General features: G+C 62.0%; 21 protein-coding genes. 4 read left to right on the top strand and 17 right to left on the bottom strand.

The features are described from left to right. Positions 1–65: 65 nt before the first annotated feature. Together PYR71_RS04225 and PYR71_RS04220 are read left to right on the top strand one after the other, a co-directional pair. The gene (locus tag PYR71_RS04225) at positions 66–416 is read left to right on the top strand and encodes a MarR family winged helix-turn-helix transcriptional regulator (protein WP_275618333.1); all 351 of its coding nucleotides are present in this window, start codon (positions 66–68) and stop codon (positions 414–416) included. Positions 417–440: 24 nt separating this feature from the next. After that, positions 441–1,298, top strand: a complete 858-nt coding sequence (locus PYR71_RS04220; protein WP_275618332.1) for a C40 family peptidase — start codon at positions 441–443, stop codon at positions 1,296–1,298. Here the strand turns inward: PYR71_RS04220 and PYR71_RS04215 are convergent. The 11 genes from PYR71_RS04215 to PYR71_RS04165 all read right to left on the bottom strand — a co-directional run bounded on the left by PYR71_RS04215 (position 1,291) and on the right by PYR71_RS04165 (position 16,041). After that, positions 1,291–2,682 (bottom strand): amidase, encoded by a 1,392-nt coding sequence (locus tag PYR71_RS04215; protein ID WP_275618331.1) that lies wholly within the window; start codon positions 2,680–2,682, stop codon positions 1,291–1,293. The genes PYR71_RS04220 and PYR71_RS04215 overlap by 8 nt on opposite strands. 35 nt (positions 2,683–2,717) lie before the next feature. Next, the gene (locus PYR71_RS04210) at positions 2,718–3,581 is read right to left on the bottom strand and encodes an ABC transporter permease (RefSeq protein WP_275618330.1); all 864 of its coding nucleotides are present in this window, start codon (positions 3,579–3,581) and stop codon (positions 2,718–2,720) included. Between the two features lie 2 nt (positions 3,582–3,583). Then, positions 3,584–4,531, bottom strand: coding sequence for an ABC transporter permease (locus PYR71_RS04205; RefSeq protein WP_275618329.1), 948 nt, complete (start codon positions 4,529–4,531; stop codon positions 3,584–3,586). 358 nt (positions 4,532–4,889) lie between these two features. Beyond that, positions 4,890–6,419: an ABC transporter substrate-binding protein gene (locus tag PYR71_RS04200; protein WP_275618461.1), complete on the bottom strand. Its 1,530-nt coding sequence runs from the start codon at positions 6,417–6,419 to the stop codon at positions 4,890–4,892. 131 nt (positions 6,420–6,550) lie between these two features. After that, on the bottom strand, positions 6,551–7,546 hold the full coding sequence (locus PYR71_RS04195) for a P1 family peptidase (RefSeq protein ID WP_275618328.1): 996 nt from the start codon (positions 7,544–7,546) through the stop codon (positions 6,551–6,553). Positions 7,547–7,668: 122 nt separating this feature from the next. Beyond that, complete coding sequence (locus tag PYR71_RS04190; protein ID WP_010033580.1) at positions 7,669–7,863, bottom strand: hypothetical protein; 195 nt, start codon at positions 7,861–7,863, stop codon at positions 7,669–7,671. Positions 7,864–8,385: 522 nt separating this feature from the next. Next, a complete protein-coding gene (locus tag PYR71_RS04185; RefSeq protein ID WP_275618327.1) occupies positions 8,386–11,325 on the bottom strand; it encodes an aminotransferase in 2,940 nt (979 codons plus the stop codon). A 120-nt stretch (positions 11,326–11,445) separates the two neighbouring features. Further along, the gene (gene purU / locus PYR71_RS04180) at positions 11,446–12,330 is read right to left on the bottom strand and encodes a formyltetrahydrofolate deformylase (RefSeq protein WP_275618326.1); all 885 of its coding nucleotides are present in this window, start codon (positions 12,328–12,330) and stop codon (positions 11,446–11,448) included. Between the two features lie 308 nt (positions 12,331–12,638). Continuing rightward, positions 12,639–13,655, bottom strand: coding sequence for an acyltransferase family protein (locus PYR71_RS04175; protein WP_275618325.1), 1,017 nt, complete (start codon positions 13,653–13,655; stop codon positions 12,639–12,641). A 53-nt stretch (positions 13,656–13,708) separates the two neighbouring features. Beyond that, positions 13,709–14,989 carry a hypothetical protein gene (locus PYR71_RS04170; protein ID WP_275618324.1) on the bottom strand — a complete coding sequence of 427 codons (1,281 nt, stop codon included), beginning with the start codon at positions 14,987–14,989 and terminating at the stop codon, positions 13,709–13,711. A 2-nt stretch (positions 14,990–14,991) separates the two neighbouring features. Next, complete coding sequence (locus PYR71_RS04165) at positions 14,992–16,041, bottom strand: glycoside hydrolase family 5 protein (RefSeq protein WP_275618323.1); 1,050 nt, start codon at positions 16,039–16,041, stop codon at positions 14,992–14,994. 136 nt (positions 16,042–16,177) lie between these two features. Between PYR71_RS04165 and PYR71_RS04160 the strand changes: the two genes are divergently transcribed. Both PYR71_RS04160 and PYR71_RS04155 read left to right on the top strand, forming a co-directional pair. Next, positions 16,178–17,788, top strand: coding sequence for a GumC family protein (locus tag PYR71_RS04160; RefSeq protein ID WP_275618322.1), 1,611 nt, complete (start codon positions 16,178–16,180; stop codon positions 17,786–17,788). 62 nt (positions 17,789–17,850) lie between these two features. Continuing rightward, on the top strand, positions 17,851–18,183 hold the full coding sequence (locus PYR71_RS04155; protein WP_275618321.1) for a hypothetical protein: 333 nt from the start codon (positions 17,851–17,853) through the stop codon (positions 18,181–18,183). Between the two features lie 31 nt (positions 18,184–18,214). On the opposite strand, the gene PYR71_RS04150 is transcribed toward PYR71_RS04155, so the two are convergent. From PYR71_RS04150 to PYR71_RS04125, 6 genes are read right to left on the bottom strand one after another with little or no spacing between them, the layout of a single operon-like run. Then, positions 18,215–19,372: a class I SAM-dependent methyltransferase gene (locus PYR71_RS04150; RefSeq protein WP_275618320.1), complete on the bottom strand. Its 1,158-nt coding sequence runs from the start codon at positions 19,370–19,372 to the stop codon at positions 18,215–18,217. Beyond that, positions 19,369–20,223 (bottom strand): phytanoyl-CoA dioxygenase family protein, encoded by an 855-nt coding sequence (locus PYR71_RS04145; RefSeq protein ID WP_275618319.1) that lies wholly within the window; start codon positions 20,221–20,223, stop codon positions 19,369–19,371. The genes PYR71_RS04150 and PYR71_RS04145 overlap by 4 nt, the downstream gene beginning before the upstream one ends. After that, complete coding sequence (locus tag PYR71_RS04140; RefSeq protein ID WP_183919253.1) at positions 20,220–20,945, bottom strand: WbqC family protein; 726 nt, start codon at positions 20,943–20,945, stop codon at positions 20,220–20,222. The genes PYR71_RS04145 and PYR71_RS04140 overlap by 4 nt, the downstream gene beginning before the upstream one ends. Position 20,946: 1 nt before the next feature. Beyond that, positions 20,947–21,501, bottom strand: coding sequence for a GNAT family N-acetyltransferase (locus PYR71_RS04135; RefSeq protein ID WP_275618318.1), 555 nt, complete (start codon positions 21,499–21,501; stop codon positions 20,947–20,949). Further along, the gene (locus PYR71_RS04130; protein WP_275618317.1) at positions 21,486–22,238 is read right to left on the bottom strand and encodes a cephalosporin hydroxylase family protein; all 753 of its coding nucleotides are present in this window, start codon (positions 22,236–22,238) and stop codon (positions 21,486–21,488) included. The genes PYR71_RS04135 and PYR71_RS04130 overlap by 16 nt, the downstream gene beginning before the upstream one ends. Positions 22,239–22,269: 31 nt before the next feature. After that, complete coding sequence (locus PYR71_RS04125) at positions 22,270–23,418, bottom strand: DegT/DnrJ/EryC1/StrS family aminotransferase (RefSeq protein WP_275618316.1); 1,149 nt, start codon at positions 23,416–23,418, stop codon at positions 22,270–22,272. Positions 23,419–23,480: the final 62 nt, after the last annotated feature.

Here is a 23,480-nt window from a genome sequence, read left to right as displayed (position 1 = left end):
CCCTTGCATGTCCACGGCAACTGCCGGAAAATGAAACGCTAGCGTAACGATTTTCCGGAGGGGCCGTGCCGATCGAACTGACCGCGTCGCAGGCGCTGGGGCTCTGGCATGGCGTGGCACTCGATCAGGTGCGCCTTGACGATCGAGATTTGACGTTGCGCCAGATGGCGATCCTGCTGCATATTTATCTGGTGCCGCCGCCCCACACCGTGCGCGGGCTTGCCGCCACGCTCGGTGTCACCAAGCCGGTCATCACCCGCGCCCTGGACACGATGGGCGAGATGGGCCTGGTCGATCGCGTGCGTGACGATGCCGATCGGCGAAACGTGATCATCAAGCGCACCGTCGGCGGCGCGCTTTACCTGGAAAAGCTGGGCGATCTCGTCCGGGAGCAGGGCCGCCGTCTGCCGACCTGAACGGGCGATCTGAAAGGAATGGGAATGACAATGTTCGACCGCCGCCTGCATGCCTTTAGGCCCGATCTCGCCGAAGCAGAACTCGAAGGCAAGGTGGAAGCGTCGCGCTTCGTGGAAGGCGCCCCGGCGCGCGTCGCCGTTCCCGTCATTGCCTTGCGCTCCGAGCCGGCGCTTGCGCGCGGCATCGATACGGAGCTGCTCCTTGGCGAGCAGGTGACGGTTTTCGATCGCGCCGACGGCTGGTGCTGGGTGAAAGCCGCTTCGGACGGTTATGTCGGTTATGTAACCGCAGACGCGCTCTCGCAAATTGATCCGGCACCGACCCATATCGTCACCGTGGCGCGCACCTTCCTCTATCCGGAGCCCGAACTGCGCAAGCCGCACCTGACGACGCTTTCGATGGGAAGCCGCGTTCACGTCGCTGGCGAGGCGGAAGCGCGGGGCAATGATTATGTCGTGCTCGAGGATGGAACCGCGATATTCGCCAGGCACGTCCAGCCGATCGGCGCTCTCGACGGTGCCGATTATGTCGAGATCGCCGCCCGATTCCTGGAGACGCCCTATCTCTGGGGCGGGCGCTCCGGTCTCGGCATCGATTGCTCCGGCCTCGTCCAGCTTGCGATGCTAATGGCCGGCCGACCGGCGCCGCGCGATACCGACATGCAGGCAGCCGGCCTCGGCACAGCGATCGATCGTTCTGAAATCCGTCGCGGTGACCTGGTCTTCTGGAAGGGCCATGTAGCGATTTTCGAGGATCCGCAGACCATCCTTCATGCCAATGGTCACAGCATGACGGTGGCGCGTGAGAATTTCGAGGCCGCCGTTGCGCGCATAGGCTCGCTCTACCAACAGCCGACCGGCTATCGCCGCCCATTCAAGTGACAGGTGGCCGCGGCCAGGCGCTCACGCCGCCGGTCCAATCTTCGAAGGCTTTCGACAGCCTGAGGACCCGCATGTCGTCGAAGCGTGGCCCAACGATCTGCAGCCCGATGGGCATGCCCGACCGGGAGAAGCCGCAATTGATCGAGGCGGCCGGCTGTTCCGACATGTTCCATGGCACGGTGAAGGCGATATGTTCGAACGGCTTTGCCGGATCGTTGGTCGGCGATGCCCATTCGGCCGGATAGGAAATGATCGGGTTGGTCGGCGAGAGCAGCGCGTCGACCGTGGTAAACAGCTGCCCACAGCTCCTGCGCATTTCGATCGTCTGGTTGAAGCCTCTGACCGCATCGACGCCGCTGACATCGGCGCCGGCCTTCGCCCAATCACCTATATAGGGCAGGATACTGTCGCGCCGCTCTTCGTCCAGATCTGCGATTTCGCTCCACAGGCGGGCGCGCCAGAAGCTGTCGAGCCCGTCAAGCATGGCGCGGGTCAGCACCGGTTGGACGGATATGATGGTGGCGCCGGCCTTCTCGAAACCTTTTGCCGCCGCTTCGACCGCGTCTCCGATTTCGTCATCCACCGCAAGCCCGCAACCGGCATCGAGCATCAGGCCGATCTTCATGCCTGACATGTCGATGTCGAGATCCATCCAGTTGAAATCGTTCGGCGGCAGGCTGGTGCCGTCGCGCCAGTCCGGCCGTGACAGCGTCGCCATGGAAAAGGCCGCATCCTCAACCCTGCGCGTCATCGGGCCGAGGCAGCGCCCGACATAATAGGGATCGGCCGGAATGCGCCCATGGCTCGGCTTGTAGCCGAAGATGCCGGTCCAGCCGGCGGGCAGGCGCACCGAGCCACCGATATCCGTGCCGATATGCAGCGGTCCGTAGCCGGCCGCCGCCGCGCCGGCAGCCCCGGCGCTCGATCCGCCGGGATTTTGCGTGATGTTCCAGGGATTGCGGCTGAGAGGATGAAAGCTTGAAAGGCCGGAGGAAAGCATGCCGTAATCGGGGCAGGTGGTCTTGGCGAAGATTACTGCGCCATCCTCGCGCAGCCGGGCGGCGGCTGGCGCATCGGCCTCCGCCGGTTTTAACTCCACCGCTTTGGTGCCGAACGGCACCGGCTGGCCCTTCGTGGCGATCAATTCCTTCAGCGTCACCGGAATGCCGTCGAGCGCGCCGAGCGGCCGTCCCTTCGCCCACCTCGCCGTCGATGCTTTCGCCTGCGCACGCGCCGCGTCCGGATCGTAGAGGTAGAGCGCTGTAATCGATGGTTCCCAGGCGGCGATATGGTCTTCGAGCGCGAGCCAGTATTCCAGCGGCGAAAGGCTTTTGTCGGCGAAGCGCCGTCTGAGCTCGCGGATGGTCAGATTGGTGTCGCTCATCGCCTCGGTCCTGGGCTTTTTGTCTCGGGAGGACATCAGCGGCTTGCCTCGCGTGGATCGAGAAGGTCGCCCAAGCCGTCGCCGAGCATGTTGAAGCCGAGGACGGTCAGCGCGATCGCAAGGCCGGGCAGGATCGCCAGCCACGGGGCCAGAGCCAGATAGGTTTGCGCATCGGCGAGCATCCGGCCCCATGTCGGGGCCGGCGGCGCCATGCCGAGTCCGAGAAAGCTGAGACCGGCTTCGGTCAGGATCGCCAGCCCGAGCTGGATCGCCCCATGCACGATGATCTGGCTGATAATATTCGGCAGCACATGGCGCAGCGAAATGGTTAGGCGCGAATTGCCGATCGCGCGCGCCGCCGTCACATAATCCCGGCTCCAGGCCTGCAGCGAGGTCGCAAGCGTCACCCTGGCAAAGACCGGGATCATGAAGACCGCGATCGCGGCGATCGCGGTGAATCGGCCCGGCCCGAGAAAGGCGCCGAGCACCATCGCCGACAGGATCGGCGGCAAGGCAAAAATGACATCGCAGATGCGCATCAGCAGCGCTTCAAAAGGACCGCGGATCGCCGCGGCCGAAACGCCTGCGATCGAACCGAGCGTCCCGCCGATCGCAACCGCGGTGATGGCGATCGACAGCGAATTCCAGCATCCCGCCATCAGCATCGACAGGACGTCGCGGCCGAACTGATCGGTGCCGAGCAGGCCGAAGGCGAGCGGCGGCTGCAGTTTGTGGACGATCTGCATCTTTTCAGGCGGCAGCGGCGTCCAGACGAGCGACAGCAGCGCAACGGCGATCAGCAGGGCGACGATGACAGCACCGGAAATCAGGTTCCTTCGCCGGCTAAGTCTGAAAGGGCGGCGGCCCCTTGACGTGGCGGTGGCTGCGATCGGCACCATCGTCAGGCCGCCTTTCTCATCCTGGGATCGATCGCCAGATAGGAGAGATCGACGATGAAATTCACCACGATGACGAGGGCGGCGAAGAACAGCACGACATCCTGCATGACGATGATGTCGCGCTGGGAAAGCGCCTGTAGCGCAAGCCGCCCGAGCCCGGGCAGGTTGAAGACGTTTTCCACCAGCACCGCGCCGGCGACGAGAAAGGTGAACTGCAGCCCGATCATGGTGAGGATCGGGATCAGCGCATTCGGCACGACGTGTCGCCATAACACGGCGCTGCGCGAAAGCCCTTTGGCCACCGCGGTGCGGGCAAAATCCTCATGCATCGTCTCGAGCACGGCCGAGCGCGCCACCCGCGTCAACACGCCCGCCTGCGGCATAGCCAGTGCGACCGCCGGTAGAACAAGCGCCTGCAATGCCGGCATAAGACCGGCGCTCCAGCCGGGGAAACCGCCGGCCGGCATCAGTCTGAGCATCGTCGAAAACAGAATGATCAGCAGCAAGGCCACCCAGAAAGCCGGCATTGCGATGCTGATCTGTGAAAACAGCGCTGCGGCGATATCGAAGACACGGCCGCGGCGCGAGGCGGCCAGTACCCCGAGCGGCAGGGCGATCGCCACTGAAAGTGCGATCGCCATCAACGCCAGCGGCAGCGTCACCGCCAGCCGCTCGACGATCAATCCCGCGACCGGGACACCATAGGTATAGGATTGGCCGAGATCGCCTGACAATACGCCGGTCAGCCATTGCCCGTAGCGCAGGATGAGCGGCTGGTCGAGCCCGAGATCATGGCGCAGCGCCGCTAAGGTCTCCGGGCTTGCCGAGGTGCCGAGCAGAATCGAGGCGGGATCGCCGGGCAGGAGATCCATGACAGTGAAGATCAGCAGTGAGACGATGAGAAGCGTGATGACAAGGCCGGCGAAGCGGCGGGCGAGGAGGGCGATCATGTGGGCCACGCTGGCGAGGTGGCACGGCGGCTCTCCCATGGGCTGGCGTTGGGTTTGACGAGAAGCTCGACCCCACTCTCCGTCTTCCTCGGCCTTGAGCCGAGGATCCATGTCGCGGCTGCTGGTGGATGCCGTGTGGATGCTCGGCTCAAGGCCGAGCATGACGGAGTGCGGGGTGAGTGGAGGGAGCCATCCAGGGCGCTGACGCCAGGGGTGCCATCCAGCGAAATCAAACCATGTCGGCGCCAGCTGAACGGAGTTGGCGAGCCAGGGAAAGGGCTGCACGCTGCATCGGCCAAATACATCTCGGATCTGTCCAAGGCCATCCTCTTTTTCGCGTCCCCACCCGGCCCGCAGCTCACTCCTCCCAGGAAACCCCGGACAGCACGTTGGAAGGGATCGGCTCGTTCTCCCACAGCCCTTTCAACTTCCTGTCCCAGACGCCGAGTTTCGGCATGACGAAGAGGTAGAGCGCCGGCACGTCCTCGGCGAGGATCTTCTGCGCTTGCGCATAGATCGCGTTCTGCGCGGCGGGATCGGTCGTCTCCTGGACCTTCTTCATCAGCGCGTTGAAGGCCGGGTTCTTGTAGTTGAAATAATAGGGATCGCGGGCATAGATGTCGATGTCGAGCGGCTCGGCATGGGCGACGATCGTCATGTCGAAGTTGCGGTCCTTCATGATGTCCTGGACCCATTTCGCCGGAAATTCCGTCGGCTCGATATTCATCGTCACGCCGATTTCGGCAAACATCGCCTGCATCACCTGAGCGCTGCGCGGCGCATAAGCCATCTGCGGCGATTTGATCGTGAAGGTGAAGCCGTTGGGATAGCCGGCTTCGGCCAGCAGCGCCTTGGCCTTCTCGACGTCGTAGGGCAGCACGCTCGTCATATCCTGATAGCCCGGGTCGTTCGGCGTGTAATGGCTGCCGATCGGCGTGCCGAGGCCTGACCACGCGCCGTCGATCACCGTCTTGCGGTCGATCGCCATCATCAGCGCCTGCCGCACGCGCTTGTCGTCGAACGGCTTCCTTGCATTGTTCATGCCGGCGACGACCTTGAGCTCGGTATTGCCGATCCTGGTGACGAGCCTGGCATCGTCGTCGAATGAACTCATCAGCTCGGGTGCGGCAAATTCCGGAAAGGCGTCGAGATCGCCCGATTTCAGCGCGGCCGCCTGCGCCTGTGGATCGGCGATGAAGCGGAAGGTCACCTTGTCGAGCTTGGCGGCGGCATCCTTGTTCCAGTAGTCGGCATTTCTGGCGAGTTCGACCTTGTCGCCCTTCGCCCAACCGGCGAATTTGAAGGGACCGGTGCCGATCGGTGTCGTCTTGTCGTCGGCCGCCGTCTTCGGCGCGACCATGACAGAGGCCGGCCAGCCGAGCCAATAGATCAGGCTGCCGGTCGGCGCTGAGAGATGCAGCACCAGCGTTTCGGCATCGGGCGTTTCGATCGAGGCGATCGAGGCGAAGAAACGCTTCTGCGGATTGACCGAATCCGCGCCGCGGGCGCGGTCGAGCGAAAACTTGGCGCTGGCGGCATCGAAGGCCTCACCGTCGTGGAATTTGACGCCGGTCTGCAGCTTGAACGTATAGGTCAGGCCGTCGGGTGAGACCTCCCAGCTTTTGGCCAGTTGCGGCTGAACCTTGCCGGCCTGGTCGATTCTCACCAGTCCCTCGAACACGTTCTGCCAGGTGACCTGGCCGATTGCGACGGGGGCTGCGATCGTCGGGTCGAGCCCGGTCGGCTCGACGCTCATGCCAAGGTTGAGGGTGGTTTTCGCCGCTTCCGCCGGCGTCATCGCCGTTATCATCAGACCGGCCGAAAGCGCCGCGCCAAGGGAAAGCCGCCGGACGAAACGTCCCGAAGGCGCAAATGAAACCTTATTCATCATGCTCATTCCACCAGGTTGCGACCATAAGGCGTGCCGCGATCTTCAGATCTGCCTGCCGCTTCCGATCTTAGTTTTCCGCATGTCTTTGACGTACACCGTGCACAGTTTTGCGAGACATGTTTATTCAATCAATGACCGTCAGGATAGCGGTCGCGCCACGCCTTCTGCGCGCCTTCGGCCGGAAGGGCGCTCGCCTCGTAGACGCCACGGGCGATCGCCCGCGCCATCACGATGGTAGCAAGGTGGCAAAGCTCCATCAGGCTTGCCATGTCGTCTCGTCGATGCCTGCCGGTCGAAGCGGCAAAGACGGTGTCGCCGTCGAGCGGCAGGTGCGCCGGCAAAAGCGCCCGGGAGAAGCCGTCATGGCCGGAAAGCGAAAGCCGGTGCGCCTCCGCCTTCGTCAGCTGTGCATCGGTGACCACCGCACCGATCGTCGTTGCCGGCGTGTTCATCCCCTTGAGCCTCATCCTGTAGTCGGTCACGACCGGCATGCCGAGCCCGCCGAATTCGCCGTCCTTCTCGAAGGACGCTGCCCAGAAATGCGGCCCGTCGCCGATCGTTGCCGAGCCGAGCGCGTTGACGGCGACGATCGCCGCGACGCGGTGCCCGGCGCTGCTGACCGCACTGGCCGAGCCGAGCCCGCCCTTGAAGGTTGCCGTTGTCGCCCCCGTCCCGGCGCCGGCGGTGCCGAGCGCGAATACGCCCTTGGCGGCCGCCTTCAACGCCGCATAGCCCATGTCGCGATAGGGTGAATGCAGCCCCCAATCCTTATCGCCGCCATTCAGCAGGTCCATCAGGATCGCCTGCGGCACGATCGGTATGTGCACCGAACCAACCGCAAAACCGCGGCCGATCTCGCGCAATCCCGCCTGCACGCCACCGGCGGCATCAAGCCCGAAAGCCGAGCCGCCGGAAAGCACGAAGGCGTCCACCGCGCTGACGGTCATCGACGGGTCGAGCAGGCCGGTATCGCGCCCGCCCGGCGCGCCGCCAAGCACCGTGCCGGATGCGACGGCCGGCTCGTCGAAGACGATGACAGTAACGCCGGAGCCGAGGGTGAGATCGGTCGCATGGCCCACGGCGACGCCGTCGATATCGGTGATCAGGTTTAGAAGCTCAGGCAAGGGCGGATCCTTGTGCACGAAGGGCCGCCGATAGGACTGCAATTGCCCTCAAAAAACAAGACCGGCCCCTAAGGACCGGTCACGACAGGAAAGCCGCCAAACTCGGCAGCGGCCGCATGCCCTCAGGCATGAACCGGCTTCGGATGACGGCGGGTCATCAGGTCATGGATGGCCAGCCGCACCTCGTCGGGCGAGCCGAACCGCTGCTCGTCGAGGTCGTGGACATGATATTTCACGGCGATGAACTTCAGCCGGTCTTCGTCGGGAATGACGATACCGACGGGAACGCCGGCATATTCGATAACTTGCTTCTTCATGGATAGAACTCCTGCCGCGCGACATGCGCAGCCATGGCGAATTGACTTGTCTGGTACCGTTGAAAGGAGGACGAACGTCACATTCGACAGTTCGGGCGGGAGAGGGCGCCCGGACGGTCATTGCCAAGCACAGATCGCCCAAGGAGATCGGCGAGAATATCGAAGTCTGTCATGTCTCGTTCCTTGCGTTGGCGTTGCGCTTGAGTGGTCCCGGAAGAGCCGGGGCCGGTGATGGCTATCTTCTATAATCTACTAACTTGGTAGAGATTACCCGAGAGCCTGTCAGAAACATATTCCGAAACGTGTCAAAAAATCGACGATTCGAAAAAAATCATTCCGCCTTGCCCAAAACTTACGGAAAGAAACATATCAGCTCTTCGTAAAATTCGGATGACAGAATCGAAACTCTTTCGACCGCCGCAGCAGAGATAGGAAGCCTTGCTGATTCCGGCAATGGGCCGCATCGGCAAAAATCGAAATGTCTCGAAATGACCGATTTGGTTAAGTCGGCAAGAGCTACGTTCACCAGCCTTCGTCGAGCACCTTTTCCAGCATGTCGGCGAAGAAATCCGCGCTTTCGATGCTGAGGCAGAGCGGCGGTTTGATCTTCAGCACATTTTGGTGATCGCCGGTCGGCTGCATGATGACGCCGAGATCGAGAAGCCGGTCGCAGATCGCCGCCGTCTCTTCCGTCGCCGGCTCCAGCGTCGTTCTGTCGCGGACGAATTCCAGGCCGAGATAGAGGCCCATGCCGTGCACGGCGCCGGCGATCGGGTGGCGGTCGATCAGCGCCGCAAGCCGCCCCTTCAGGTGTTCGCCGACCGTGCGGGCATTTTCCTGAAGTTTTTCCTCGGCCATGATGTCGAGCACCGCCAGGCCGGCGACGCAGCTGACCGGGCTGCCGCCGGTGGAGGAAAAGAAGGGCCCTTGCTTTTCCAGTGACTGTGCGATCTCGCGTGTGGTGATGACGGCGCCGAGCGGATGGCCGTTGCCCATGCCCTTGGCGACGGTGATAATATCGGGCACGACCCCTTGTTGTTCGAAACCCCAGAAATAATGACCGAGTCTCGAATAACCGACCTGCACCTCGTCGGCGATGCAGAGGCCGCCGCGGGCCCGTACCTGCGCGTAGATTTCCCGGAGATAACCATCCGGCAACGGAATGCCGCCGGCATTGCCGTAGACCGATTCGCAGATGAAGCCGGCCAGGCCTTCGCCGCCGGCGTCGATTGTCTCCAGCATCGGCATGACGGCGCTGAGATAGCTCGCTGCCGTGTCGGGCCCGCGAAACGCGCCGCGATAGGTATTCGGCGAAACGGCCGCATGCACCCAGTCCGGCCGGGTGGTCAGCGCCTGCGGATTGTCGGCGATCGAGGTGGAGACGGCGTCACTCGCCGCCGACCAGCCGTGATAGGCTTCGAGCAGGCAAAGCATATTGCGCGCGCCGCTATGGGCTTGCGCCAGCCGGATCGCCAGATCGTTCGCCTCCGAGCCGCTGTTGACCAGAAAGACCGTATCGAGCCCCTCCGGCGAGAGAGCGGCGAGCCGTTCGGAAAATTCCGCTATCGCGGCATAGTGGAAGCGCGAATTCGTATTGAGTAGCAGCCATTGGGCGTTGATCGCCGCCGCCAGCTTGGGATGGCCGTGGCCGAGAATCGTTACATTGTTGACCATGTCGAGATAGGCGCGGCCCTCGACATCGAACAGGTGCTCCCTCCAGCCGCGCTCGATCTGCGGCGGCGCGGCATAATAGTGCTTCTGTGGGTCTGCGAGATGCGCCTGCCGCGTGACGAGCAGTTCTGCAGTTTTCGATTGCGGCGCATCCGCTCCCGGGCTGAGAAGGGGCGATGGCGAAGGGCAGAGCACAGACCAGGCGGCCGCCTCCCGCGGCGTGGCAAAGAGCGGCGGTTCGAGACCGGCGACGCTGCAGAGCTGGAGGCGCAGCCCGCCGAGCGATGACGCCTCTCCGGAAACCGAACCCAGCGGATCGCCAGCGGCAAGCGCGGCGCCATCCTCGACCCCACCCTCGATCGAAGGGGTGAGCCCATCGAGGTGCAGGGTCATCGTCCCGGAGGTCAGGGTCAGATGCTGATCCTTCCAGCCGATGCGTCCGGCAAACGGTGCTGTGACCGCGCTTCCCGCGGCAAGGCATATGTCGACATGCAGGGCGCAGGTCGCCTGTTCCTTGGTGTTTCCGAGGGCCGCGCGGGAGAGCCGATATTCGCCGTAGCGCGTTGCCGCCGTACCGTTTTCGGCTGCAGCCCTGGCCAGTAGCCTCCAATCCATATCGGCATTCAGCCAGTTGCCGGCGGAAAAATGCGGGCTTTGCACGCCAAGGTCGATATAGGTGATCGCGGCGGGATCGAAGTCCGGCAACAGCGGCAGCCATTCCGATGTTTGCGGAGCGGCGACGTCCGCACCTGCTGCCTTGAGGATGGCGGCTTCCATGAGTTCGAACGGAACCGACATTGCCGTATCGAAGATCGCCCGCTCGCGCTCGAGATTGCCGCGGACGTAATCATTGTCGGGATCGATTGAAATCTGCTGCTCGCTGCTGGCGACGAGGATGACGGCGCGGGCGACGATCAGTGGCCACAGCGCCTTCAGTTCGTCGTCGCTCAGCGGGTAGATCGCCTGATAGGCGGTGACGGCAGGCAGGATATGAAAGGGATCGCCATTTGCCTGATGCAGCAATGAGGCGCAGGTGACGGCGAGGTCGCCGACCAGCCAGCCGCGGATGGTGTCGCCGAAATCGATCACCCCATCGGGGATTGTATGGCCGCGTGCGTCACGGTGGCCGACGACATTGTCGCCGGTGACATCGTGATGGACAGCCTGCAGCCGGAGCGACGGCGCCAGGGGCTGGATGCGGCGAACGGCCAGCACCATGGTCTTGGCGATCCGGTCGCGGGCAGCGCTGTCGGTGATGGCGGAAAGCAACTGCACGGCGACCGGCCCGGCGCGTCTCAGATCCCATTGCAGGCTGCGGTCGAGGCCCGGATGGTCGAAATCGGCAAGTGCTTGCGCCAGCCTCGCGCAGAGAGCGCCGAGCGCCGCAACGGAAGCCGGCGCGACATATGTCAGTTCCGTCAGCCCCCGACCTTCGAGATATTCCAGCAGCCGGACCTGGTAGCCCTGTCCACGCACGGTGAGAACAAGGATCTCTCGCCCGTCATTCGTGGCAACGACGTTTGGAACACGCGGCGCGTCCGACTTGCTTTTGAGGTGATGGATCGCCGCATTCTGCGCTTCGAGTTCGCGGGTCTCGTAGGCGGCATGGCAGATCTTCAGCACATAACGGCCGCGATCGCTGTCGACGCGGTAGTTTCGATCCTGCTGGCTGCCGAGTTCGGCAAGCGTGCCTGACAGGCCGTAATGATCAAGCAGGATCTCTTCCGCGTCCGCGACTGTGACGTCGGGACGCGGCAGCGCCATGCGATCAACAAGCGCCTCGTCGGTCATGACACCCCCTCCCGCAGCATGATTCGATTACCCGTTGAACGAGATAATCAAATACTTGCTGCCGGCAGGCAACGGGTGATTGTCGTTTGCCAGCAAAAGAGAAGCGGGTCCTGACCAGCCTCAGCCCATGCGTTCGGAGGCGTAGCTTCCGGGGCTTGCCGGGAAGACGACGGTTCGGTTGCCGTTGATGAAGGTGCGGTGGTGGATATGGGCGTGAATGGCCCGCGCCAGCACCTGGCTTTCGACGTCGCGGCCGATCGAGACATAGTCGTCGGCGCTCTGGGCATGGGTGATGCGGGCCGTGTCCTGCTCGATGATCGGGCCTTCGTCGAGGTCGGCGGTGACGTAATGGGCGGTCGCGCCGATCAGCTTGACGCCGCGCTCATAGGCTTGCTTGTAAGGGTTGGCGCCCTTGAAGGAGGGCAGGAAGGAATGGTGGATGTTGATGATCCTACCCGACATCTGCTTGCAGAGCTGGTCGGAGAGGACCTGCATGTAGCGGGCGAGCACGATCAGCTCGGTGCCGGTCTGATTGACGAGCTCGACCAGCTGCGCTTCGGCCTGCGGCTTGTTCTCCTTGGTCACCTTGATGTGGTGGAAGGGGATGTCGTGATTGACCACGACCTTCTGGTAGTCGAAATGGTTGGAGACGACGCCGACGATGTCGATCGGTAGCGCCCCGATCTTCCAGCGGTAGAGCAGGTCGTTGAGGCAATGGCCGAAGCGCGACACCATGAGCAGCACCTTCATGCGCTTGTCGCTGTCGTGGAATTCGTAGTCCATCGCGAAGGGAGCGGCGACGGCGGAAAAATCGGCGCTGATCTCGGGGCCGGACAGACCTTCTTCCGAAATGAAGCTGACGCGCATGAAGAACTTGCCGGTATCGAGATCGTCGAACTGCGAGCTGTCGACGATGTTGCAGCCCTTGTCGGCCAGATAGCTCGAAATCGCCGCCACAATGCCGCGCGTCGATTTGCAGGATACCGTCAATACATAGCTTTTCATGTTTCTTCCTCTTCCCTCTTGGAGGCCGCAGTCCGTGCTTAGATCAAAGCCCGAGCCGCGAATAGGCCGCCGCACTTTCATTTATGCGACAAATTGCGAGATAAACCATCACGTTCCTGCATGTTCTCTCATCGCGACATCAGCTTAGGAGAAGTTGCTCGAAACGCTGTGCCGCCAGCGCCACCCGGATGTGTATTCTCGCCTTCAGTGAGGGAAGTTAAAGCATGCCGCTGAAAGCTGATGAGCAATTTGCGACATCGAGAGGCGGGAAACCAAGGATATGAAGGGCGGAAGTGAATCCGAAGGATCTAGACTGGCGGACGGCCTGGGACCGCCACCTTCCGGCGCGGCGTGGTGATTTCGTGGACGATTGCGCCGCCGATTGACGAAAGCACCAGCGACAGGATCACGAAGAGCACCGGCTGCTGCAGGATGCCGATCGGCAGGCGGTCCGAAGCCACCCTCAGGAAAGCGAGCGTGAAGGCATGGGTGATATAGATGCTGTAGGAGCAGTCGCCGAGATAGTTCAGCCATCCCAGAACCGGCAGCCGGGAAAAGTCGATTGAAACTGCCCCGTAGATAATGAAGATCGCCGGGATTCCCCAGGCATAGAACCGGCTCTCCGGCGCCATCAGCGCTTCGTTGACGAAGAGGAACACAAAGCCGGCGGCCAGTGCCGCCCATGCCCAGCGGTTCGGCAGAAGCACCTTTTGCCCGTAAAGCCAGCCGAGCACGACGCCGGCGAGAAACTCCAGCATGATCGGTTCGCCGTAGAACCGGGTGGCCGTTGTTTCCGGCAGCAACCTGCTGGCAATCAGGATCACGGCAAAGACGGCAAACATCGCCGGAATCCGGCGAGCCTCCGAAAGCGGCAGCAGCAGCGCAAACACGAAATAAAAGAACATTTCGTAATTCAGCGTCCAGCCGGGCACGACGACGGGGGTGATCGTGCTTGGATCGGCGGCATTGGCCCATGGCAGAAACAGCAGCGAAGCGATGAGGTGCGGAAGGTCGAACACTGTGGATTTGAGCAGTGAGGGGGCAACCAGTGCCACGACAGCCGAAAACAAGGTTGCCAGCCAATAGAGCGGGACGATCCTCCTGATGCGGCGGCGGGCGAAATGGACGGGGGTGATCGCGCGCCCGCTCGTCGTCAGCCACATCACGAAACCGCTCAGGACGAAGAAGATGTCGACGCCGGTTTCGCCATAAAGAAAAGCCGTGGCGTCGACGGCGGGATTGACCTTGGCAAGCTGCAATATCGCATGGAAATAAACGACCATCAGCGCCGCAACGGCGCGCAGATATTGAAGCTGGACAAGCATCTGATGTCTTGCTCCTCGGGCTCGCGCGGTCGCCGTTTACCGTGCCGCTCCGGTCAACTCAGTACATCTGCCGCACGACCCTGCCGGATGCGCGGGCTGTCGTGGAAGCGCATATATCCGACGACGAACCACAAGAGGCCGGCAATCTTCATCGAGAAAACGGCGGTCCCTCCAATCATCATATTCAGAAAAATGAAAAGAGAAAGTGAATGGGCGCATCGCCGCTGCGCCGCCGTACGCCCGGCAGGGAAGAGGCAGACGAACAGCCAGAGGGCGATGACGCCGAAGATCGTCGCCGCATAGATCAGGTAGACGTAGCCGCTGTCGGCGAACTCGGCGACCCTGTCGACCGAAAGCCCGAGAACGGCAAGAGGATCGAGCTCCATGATCTTCTTCATCGTCAGGTTGATGCGGCCGGTGAAATTGTCACCCGTGGCATTGGGTTTGAGGGTGTAGACGACGAAACCCGCGGCGACGATCAGCGGCATCAGCGTCAGATTGAAATTCCGCGGGATCTTCGGAAAGACGAAATAGCCGACGAGACAGGCAAAACAGAAGATCAGCATTGTGCGCGTATCGTTCGTCACCAGGATCAGCACCGCCGTGCTGATGAAGAGCAGCCGGTCCCAGCGCCCCAATCTCTCCCACATGGAAATCAGGTAGATCGCGATCACGCCGCAGAAATTGGCAAGCGACACCTGTTCGAGGAAGATCGAGGAGGAGCGATGGTCGATGATGCCGAATGAAAAGCGTTCGGGAAAGCCGAGCGCGTTCTGGAACAGGCCTGTCGTGTTGTAGCTGAGCGGCAGCAGCCCGCGCGTATTGGCGAAATAATCGGACGGATGCACGATGCTGACATAGAAGGGCACGCTGACGATCTCGAAGATCAGGAAGATCAGCACCGTAAGGCTTGCCCAGCGGAAGACCAGCTTCATCGTTCTCTCGTTGCTCCAGCCGCCGATGCCGGAAAAGCAGAAGATGATCAGCACGTTGCGGAAATGATCGACGAACGGCATGCGATTGAGCACGCTTACATAGATGGTCACTACAAGCGTGAACAGCAGGAACAGGAAGGCGGGCAGATCCGTCTCGTAGATCCCCTTGTGAAGGATGTAGATGATGGCGCCTGCCAGAATCAGGCCTTCGCTGGCGGCGACATGCGTCATCGACAGCGGCATGATGTTGTGGTTGATGAAGGCAAGAATGCCGTTATAGAGCATCGAAAGCAGGCCGAGCCAGAGCACCGGATGGTCGATGCGCGACGTTCCCCCGGCCGCATCGAGGCGGGTGCCCGCCACGGTGAAAGTCGCTGCCTTCTGATCGACTGTCGCCAAGGTCAATTCCCCGCAGGCTTGACAGCGGTGCAGGCGCCGGCGTCCGCTTTCGCCGACGCGGCGAGAAGCCGCATCTGCGGTCGCTCAGGGCCCTTGCCCGGCTGAACGTTGAAAGGTTCGTCCGCCGGCCACCATTCGCCGGCGGCCCAATAGGACCAGCCGAGCCAGACGTCGCTATTCCCGGACATGGTGGCGTAGATCTCGGTCAGGCCGTTCATGCAGTCCTTGTCGGCGGAGCCGCCGAATTCGCCAAGAAAACCGCGCTTATGGTTCCGCTTCAGCCAGGCGGTGACGCCGGCGATGGCCTCGACCGCGGTGGCGGCGCCTTCGCAGGTAGCATGGGTTCCCGACGAATCGACGTCGAGATATTGGTGGACCTCGTAAGCGTAGAAATCGAGCGGATCGCGCACGCCGAGCATCACCGTGCCGTTGGCGCCGCCGATCACATCCTTTTCCCAGCTGTGAGCGCCGCTCCAGGCGGTACCCGGCACGAGGATGAGATTGCGTGCGCCGACGGCCCGGATACCGCGGATCGCGACGTTGGCGGCATCGAGCCAGTCCGTTGCCTTAATGTCATGCGGTTCGTTCATCAGGCCGAAGAGCACGCCGCTCTCATTGGCGAATTCGACCGCGAGCCTCGCCCAGAAGTCGGCGAATGCGGCGTCCGTCGCCGGCGCAGTGCCGATCTGGACCTTGTCGTAATAGCCGAAATTATGCGGGTCGAGCAGGACAGCCATGCCGTGTTTGCGGATCAAAGCAGCGGTATCTTTGATCCGCTTGATTTCGTCCTCATCGAGCCGGCCGCCGAGCGCCGGCTGCAGCCGCTCCCAGCGGAAGGGCAGCCGGATGATCGTCATGCCTTTCCTAGCGAAATAGCCGATCGTCTCCTCGCTCGGATAGATGTAGTTCGTGCCGTAGGTGGCGCCGCGCTCGCCATATTCGCCGCCGGACAGATTGACGCCGCGATAGCATGGCTTGTCGGTCGCAAGCGCCGGCGACGGGATGAGGGCGGCCGCAAGCAGCAGTGCCGCCAGATGTCGTGTCGTCCTCATGGCAATCCCTCGCAGTCGCGGCAAACGGCAACATCTCTATGGCCGCCAGTATCTTAACGGTCCGTTAGCTAAGAATTTCTAAAGTCTCGGCACCTCGGCTTCAGTCTTTCACGCTGGGCGGGACACGAGTGCGCGTATGAGCCAGTATGACAGGAATAGAGTAAGCCGGCTGCCCGGCTGGCGCAGTTACGAGCCGCCTCAGACTGCGCCGGAAGGCGTGCGCCTGCGCAGTCCTGTCATCCGCCCGGGTGATTTCGCCCGCCCGACGCCCGAACCCTCTCCGCCGCCTTTCGTGCCGCCGCCGCCCAACGTTGCGCAAACGCTCCGATACGAGCAGGCGTCGCCGCCCGCTGAGCGACCTGCGGCCGATCTGCCGCCGCGGACCACATCGGACCCACCCGCCGCCCCGCTTCTTGATCTCCGCTCCAGCATCGCGGCGATCTGGAGCCGCCGGCTGGTGGTGCTTACCCTGGCCCTTATCGGCGCCTTCGCTGGCGGTGCGGTGGCCCCGTTCGTCGGCCAGAAATACACCGCCGTCAGCAGCCTTTATTTCGATCCGCGCCAGATCGGCCTTGCCGAGGCAGGTGCGCAATCTTCCGGTCCGTCGCCGGAAATGATCTCGGCGCTGATCGACAGCCAGGTGCAGATCCTGACCTCGGGCAACGTGCTGCGCCGCGTCGTCGAGGCGATGAAGCTCGATCAGGATCCGGAATTCACCGGCGGCCGGACCGATGGCGCTGCCGTCATCGGCACCCTGCAGAAGGCGCTTGTCATCACCCGCCAGGCCAGCACCTATGTCGTTTCGCTTGCCGCCACGACCAATGATCCGGAAAAATCGGCAAGGCTTGCCAACCAGGTCGTCACCGCCTTCACCGAAGAGGAAAACAGCGCCTCGAACGGACTCTACGAAAATACCTCCTCGACGCTCGACGGACGCCTCGACGACCTGCGCCAGAAGGTGCTGGAGGCCGAGCAGGCGGTCGAGACCTTCCGCGCCGACAACGACATGGCCGCGACCGAGGGCAATCTGATTTCCGATCAGCGGCTCGGCTCGCTGAACACGCTGCTGGTGACGGCGCAGGAAAAGACCATCCAGGCGAAGGCACGCGCCGACGCCGTTGCCAATCTGCGCGTCGAAGACATCGTCGCCGGCAACCAGACCGAGGGCGGCGTCACTTCACCACTGGTCAGCCTGCGCCAGCAATATGCCACCCAGGCCGCCGCCGTCGGAAGCCTCGAAAGCCAGATGGGCACGCGTCATCCGCGCCTGCAGGCGGCCCGCTCCTCGCTGCAGAGCATATCAGGCGAAATCAAGGGTGAATTGCAGCGCCTCGCCACTTCGGCACGGGGCGAATACGAGCAGGCGAAGGCGGCCGAAGACAGCATCGCCAAAGAGCTTGCCGTCCAGAAGGCGCTGCAGGCGACGACCTCGGATAAGCAGGTGGAGCTGAACGAATTGCAGCGCAAGGCGACGGCGGCGCGCGATATCTATGAGACGGTGCTGAAGCGCTCGAGCCAGACGAGCGAGGAGCAGAACCTCAGCCAGAGCAATATTCGCGTCATCTCGCCGGCCGAGCCGCCGGTCAAGGCCGACGGCCCTGGAAAGAAGATCCTGCTGGTCGCCGGCATCATCGGCGGTCTTCTTGCCGGTTTCGTCGTCGGCGCCGGCTTTGCGATCCTCGCCGGCCTTTTCAGCCATCCCATCATCAGAAGCTATTTCAGGAAATCGCCCGCTGCGGCTGCTTGATCAGGATCTCGGGTTTTCCTACATCCTATGAGCGGCGCAACGATGCCGGCAGGAGAGTTTCCATGCGGCCTGTGATGATGCTTCCGATATTGCTCGTTGCCCTATCAGGCCTTGCGCCGGCGTCCGCCTCTGCCGTCGATTGGTCAAAACCGGTGAATTCGGACGTTCAAGCCCTCTATCCCTACAAGGGCCTGCCCGGCGTCAAGGCGCAGCCGGACAAAAAGGAAGAGGAATCCTATAATTGCCGTACTGAAACCGTCCAGATCCGTCGCCGCTACGACGAGATCTTCCGCTCCGGCGGCATGCCGACGCTGATGTATGTCTGCGAACGCGACGGCTTCGTCACCATGGGCGGCAAGGTGCCGCTGCGCGGCCGTTATCAGCCGGTGCGGTAAAGGTCGGCGGCGCAAGCCGCTACCGGCCTCCTTAAGCTTCCAACCAGATCAATTCCAGGCCAGGCCTCTGCAGATAGGGCATGCTGCCGATCGCAGCGCGAGCCTTCAGCGGGTTGAGGCCGATGAACAGCGCCTCTGCATCGTCGGCGATATCAACCGGCGCGATTACAGGATGGCCGAAATGTTCGGTGTTCTGCAGGCCAGGATTCTGGTCAAGGAAGGCCGTCAGCTCGACATCCTTGCCGATACGGCTGAAGATCCAGCTTCCATAAAAGCCCGCACCATAGATCGCAGCCTTGCGCCCGCGGAGGGCGTCGGCCCGTTTCTCGATGCCGGCGGCCGAAGCTCGCCAGAAATCGCAGATCTCCAGCCCGCGCGCGATGGAACGCTGGACGAGAGCGGCGTCCTGCTTTTGCCGGACCGGCGTTTCGCTGCGAACGGCGACGGCAAAGAAGGCGCCGGGGAAGGACGTCGTGTCGATCGCAGATACTTCGAAGCCGCCCGCAGCCAGTGCGCGGCGCAGCGAGGCTTCGCTGAAATGATTGACATGGTCCGCCACCGTCATGTCGCCCGGATTGGCCGAAACGTCAGGCATCGAAAGCAGCAGCGTGCCGTGCGGCTTCAGGAGCTTATGTATCTCCCGAATGAAACTGACCGGATCGGCTACGTGCTCGATCACGAAATGGCTCATCACTGCATCGAAGCGGCCGTCCCATGCGGGAGGAACCTCGTAGGTTGCTTGCGCGTGCGGCGCGATCCAGCCACTCCAAGCTGGTGCATAATCGGTGGAAACATCGAAAACGTGAGGCTCGATATCCGGCCTTGCGGCGATGATCTTGCGTAGCGTATCGGCCTTTGCCGCGCCGTAGTCCAGAAGCTTGGTCCCCTGCGGAAGGTCGAGCAAACGGCATGCAATCTGGGCCTGATGATCCGTTCGGTAAAGAATGGTGCCGTCGGACTTGACCGCAAAGATCTGGTCATGGCCTTCGCTATTCAGCGAAATGCGATAGCCGGTATCGTAGAAGGTTTCGATATCGGGAATTTCGTCGCATTGCGCATGGCCGCATCCGTCGCAGACATAGACGCGCGTCGGAATGTCAAGAAGGGTCATGATGGAGGTTAGAGCAGGCGCCGGTGTTTCGTAGGCCGGCGCCGCAATCTTACCACCGCAGACGCGGCAAGTCGTCATTCGGCCGCCTCACGCTGAACGGAAAGTTCGGGTAGGACGTCGGCGAATTTTACGCCGGCGGCAAACGAACCCTTCCAGCCGATGCGAATGCCGACCGGCTCGAGGTAGTTGAAGTAACGGAACTGAATGCTCCAGCGCGGCGTCGTCGAGACGTTGTGGCCCGACTGGTGCAGCGTCAGGAAGTCCATCAGCACGAGATCGCCGGGGTTCGTCAGCGGAGCGACATGCTTGTAGCGGGAAAGGCGCTCTTCGGCGCGGTCGAGATGCAGCGCATAAGCGCCCGTCTTGCCGGCGCCGGCATCATCCTCGTAAACCGGAACCAGACCTTCGGCATGCGAACCTTCGGCAATCTGTACGGGTCCCATTTCCTGCGTGACGGGCAAAAGCGGTGTCCAGAAGACGACGCCATCGACACTTCGCAGCTGGCCGGGAAATTCCTGATGCCATTGAGCCCGGAACTTTTCTTCGCCCGGATTGTCGATGCGGATGCCGTAGCCGCCAGCGGCAATACCCGGGACGCTCTCAGGACGTAGTGCCTTGAAGGCTTGGTCATTGGCGCCGTTGGTGACCAGGCGCATGAAGGCCGGGATCTGCTTGACCGCGTCATAGACCTCGCCACCCCATGAGCGGTTCGTGGCGATCAGCTTCGGATAGGCAATGGTCATTGCCTCATGCGTGGTTTCGGTCGGGGCCTCGACGCCATATTTCCTGCAGATGACTTCAAGGATCTGGCGGATCCCCTCCTGTATGGGGGCGATATCAGCGGCCGAATCATAGAAACCCGGAACGACCAGGTACCCCTTGGTGCCGAAATCAGCGCGCAGGCTGTCGGTGATTTTTGCGTGTGTCATGGTGTGACCGTTTCCTCCTTCAGGAAGTCTTGCCACGCTACGGTGGCTGGGATGAGACAGTTACGCGCCTCCGGGCCCATTCGGGCGATAAGATCGAGTACAGAAACATAGGGCGTGAACGCAGCGACGGTCTGAGGCCAGGGGGTACGGCTGTAATTCATGTATTCCACTTGCACGCCGGCCTGTTCGAAGGCCTCATGGTCGAGATAGTTCGCCGCGCCGTGGCCCGTCAGATACCGGGTGCCGCCGGCCTCCAGCACTATATCGAGTACACGCTGCCAGGATGTGCCCTCGACATCCATCTCGCTTGTTTTCTCGATCTTCCGGTTCGCACCGATGCCAAGATAGCGTGCGGGTTCCTCGATGCTGGCGATCAGCAACGCCAGCAGGGAGGAATGGCGATAGACGTTGTCGAAGATCGAAAGCGCATCGTCGATGAAGGGAGCGCCGAGCAGCGATTGGCGCAGAAGCGCGCGATGGCTTGCCTTCCAGTCATCGCCCGCAGCGGTGAGTTCGGAGATCTTTTGGAAACTGCCCTTTCCGGCAAGTGGAATCGTCATCCAGCAGCGGTCGTTGCCACGCAGAAGCTGGATACGGTTGGTGAAGCTGCCCTTCGAGAATTGGGTGTCATCCAGATAAATATAGCTGTCAGCGAGCATCAATTGCTCGAAGAAGCCAGGCCAGGGAAAGAGCATCGGTTGGGTAATGACGACGGCGGTCAAATTAATTGTCCTCCAATCGCCGCTCGAAAAGCATCACATCGCGCGGGACGCCGTTGGCGTCGGTGAAATGGGCTTCGAGAAGGCCAACCTTGCGATAGCCGAGCGACAGATGCAGCCGGATGGAGGCAGCGTTGTCGATATCGATTTCAGCCATCAGTTTGCGAAGACCGAGCATACGGGAAGCATGGAACATAAGTCCGGCGAGTGCTGCGCGTCCCAAGCCGAGGCCGCGCGCCTCCTCCGCCAGAACGATGCCGCCGTAGCCGTTCGCATTCCGGCGATGTACCTGGGTGATCTGGGTATAACCGGCAGCCTTGCCGCTGGCCCGATCTTCGATGATGAGAAATGCCCCGCCCATCTCATTGCACCGCCGTTCGATCCAGGCGCTGAGCGCCGCATCATCGGTCGCATCGGGCACTGTCAGCAGGAGCGATTGGAGCGCGCGATCGCGGCGGAGGGAAAAGAGCAGCGGCCGGTCGCCGTCCTCCACCCCACGCAGTCTGACCGACGCCTGATGTGGAAAGTCGCGATGACTCCCCATCATTTGCGGATGCATTTGAGATATCCTCCCGGCGAGCTGGATAGCACCAGCTTGCCGTTCAGGGCCTCGTCAGTCTCGAAACGATCGGTTTCCTTGAGATAGGCGTTGAGCGCCGTATAGGGCTCGTCACCGGGATACCAGATCTTCGAGCGTTTGGTCGGCGTCTGCGACATGTCTCCGCGGCCGAGCAGGGTATCTGCGACGACGACATACTGGCCTTCGGTGACCAGTGGGCCGTAGCTGCGCAGCTCGTCGAGAACGTGATCGCGGCTGTGATCGCTGTCGAGGACGATCATGACGGAGGCGCCGGCTGGGATCTCGGCCTTGACCTTGGCGAGCGTCTCGGCTGTCGTCGATGGGCCTTCGATGAGCGTGATCAACGGCGAGAGTGGGTGAGTCTCGATCGAATCGCGGTTATGGGCGCGGATATCGATATCGACGCCGATCACCTTGCCCTTGCCGATCACCTTCAGCAGCGAAGCCATGAAGATCATCGAGCCGCCACGCGCTACGCCGGTTTCGATGATGATGTCGGGCTTGGTGTCCCAGATCACTTCCTGGGTGGCCATCACGTCGGCCGGCATCTGGATGATCGGAACGCCCATCCAGGACCAGAGATAGGCGTAGTCATATTTGTCCAGCGCTACCAACGTGTTCAACGACTGCTGGAAAGCTTCCTCGTCCTTACCGAGTGCAAGCGCCATCGCGCGCTTGTTGGCTTCAAATTCGAGGCGATCGTCCTTGGTGGTCATAACTGTCTGAAACCTTCTCTATATTCTGCACTCAGGCCGACTGACGGAGGTGAACGGCGCCCTTGTCCTGATGGCTGCTGACAACCGAGATCAGCGCCTGCGCCACGCGATCGATATCGGCCTCACTCATGTCGTGGTAGCTCGGCAGGTTGATCGCCCGCTCCGGGATGCTCCAAGCATTGATATTAGCCGGTTTGTCCTCGAACATCGAAAGGCTGGAAAGCGGGTGGAAGAAGACGCGCGCATCGATATCGGCGGCTTCGAAAGCCTGCTGCAGTATTTCGCGGGTGATGCCGGTAGCGGGATGGAAGACGGCAGTCGGCATCCAGGCGCCGTTGATCGTGCCGGTATATTCCGGGTTCATGCTGATGCCGTTGAGCGTCGAGAGGCGCACCATATAGGCCGCGAGAATTTCCCGCTTGCGGGCGACAAGTTCCTCGATGCGCTCCAGCTGGGCGCAGCCGATGGCCGCCTGGATGTTGGACATCTTGTATTTGAAACCGATCGCATCCGGCCAGAACTGTTTCTTCTGGCTGCGGGCACGGCCGTGGTTGCTAAGCGTCAGCACCTTTTCATAGAGATCGGCATTGCTAGTGACCAACATGCCGCCTTCACCCGTGGTCAGCGTCTTGGTGCCGTGGAAGGAGAATGTGCCGAAGGTACCGATCGAGCCGGCGCGACGGCCGTGCCAGACCGAGCCGATCGCCTCGGCAGCGTCTTCGATCACGGCGATGCCGCTTCGCTTGCCGATCTCGATCAGGGCATCCATGTCGCAGAGATTGCCATAGATGTGAGTGGCGATGATCGCCTTAGTGCGCGGTGTGATAGAGCGCTCAACTGCGGCGGGATCGATGCACCATGTATCGGGCAGTACGTCGACGAAGACGGGGCTCGCGCCGAGATGCATGACAGGCGCTACGGTCGCCACCCAGTTCGTATCCGCAAGGATCACTTCGTCACCGGGGCCGATGCCGAGTGCGGCAAGCCCCATATGCATCGCGCCGGTGCAGCTCGATGTCGCGATCGCAAAGCCGCTACCGAGATGGGTGGCGAAATCGCGTTCGAAGCGGTTGATGTAATCGTAGCAGCGCGCGCCCCAGCCGTTCGCGGCAGCATCGGCGGCATAACCGATTTCCAGCTCGGTGATCGATGGTTTGGTGTATAATATCCTGTTCGTCATGCCTTATTCTCTTGGGATGAGGGCCTGGAACTCGCAAAGCAGGGGCACATTAAAACTGACTA

It is taken from the genome of Rhizobium mulingense, assembly GCF_029194105.1.
Lineage (GTDB): Bacteria > Pseudomonadota > Alphaproteobacteria > Rhizobiales > Rhizobiaceae > Rhizobium > Rhizobium mulingense.
Note: the sequence above shows the minus strand (reverse complement) of the source record. Positions and strands in the feature narration are given on the sequence as shown.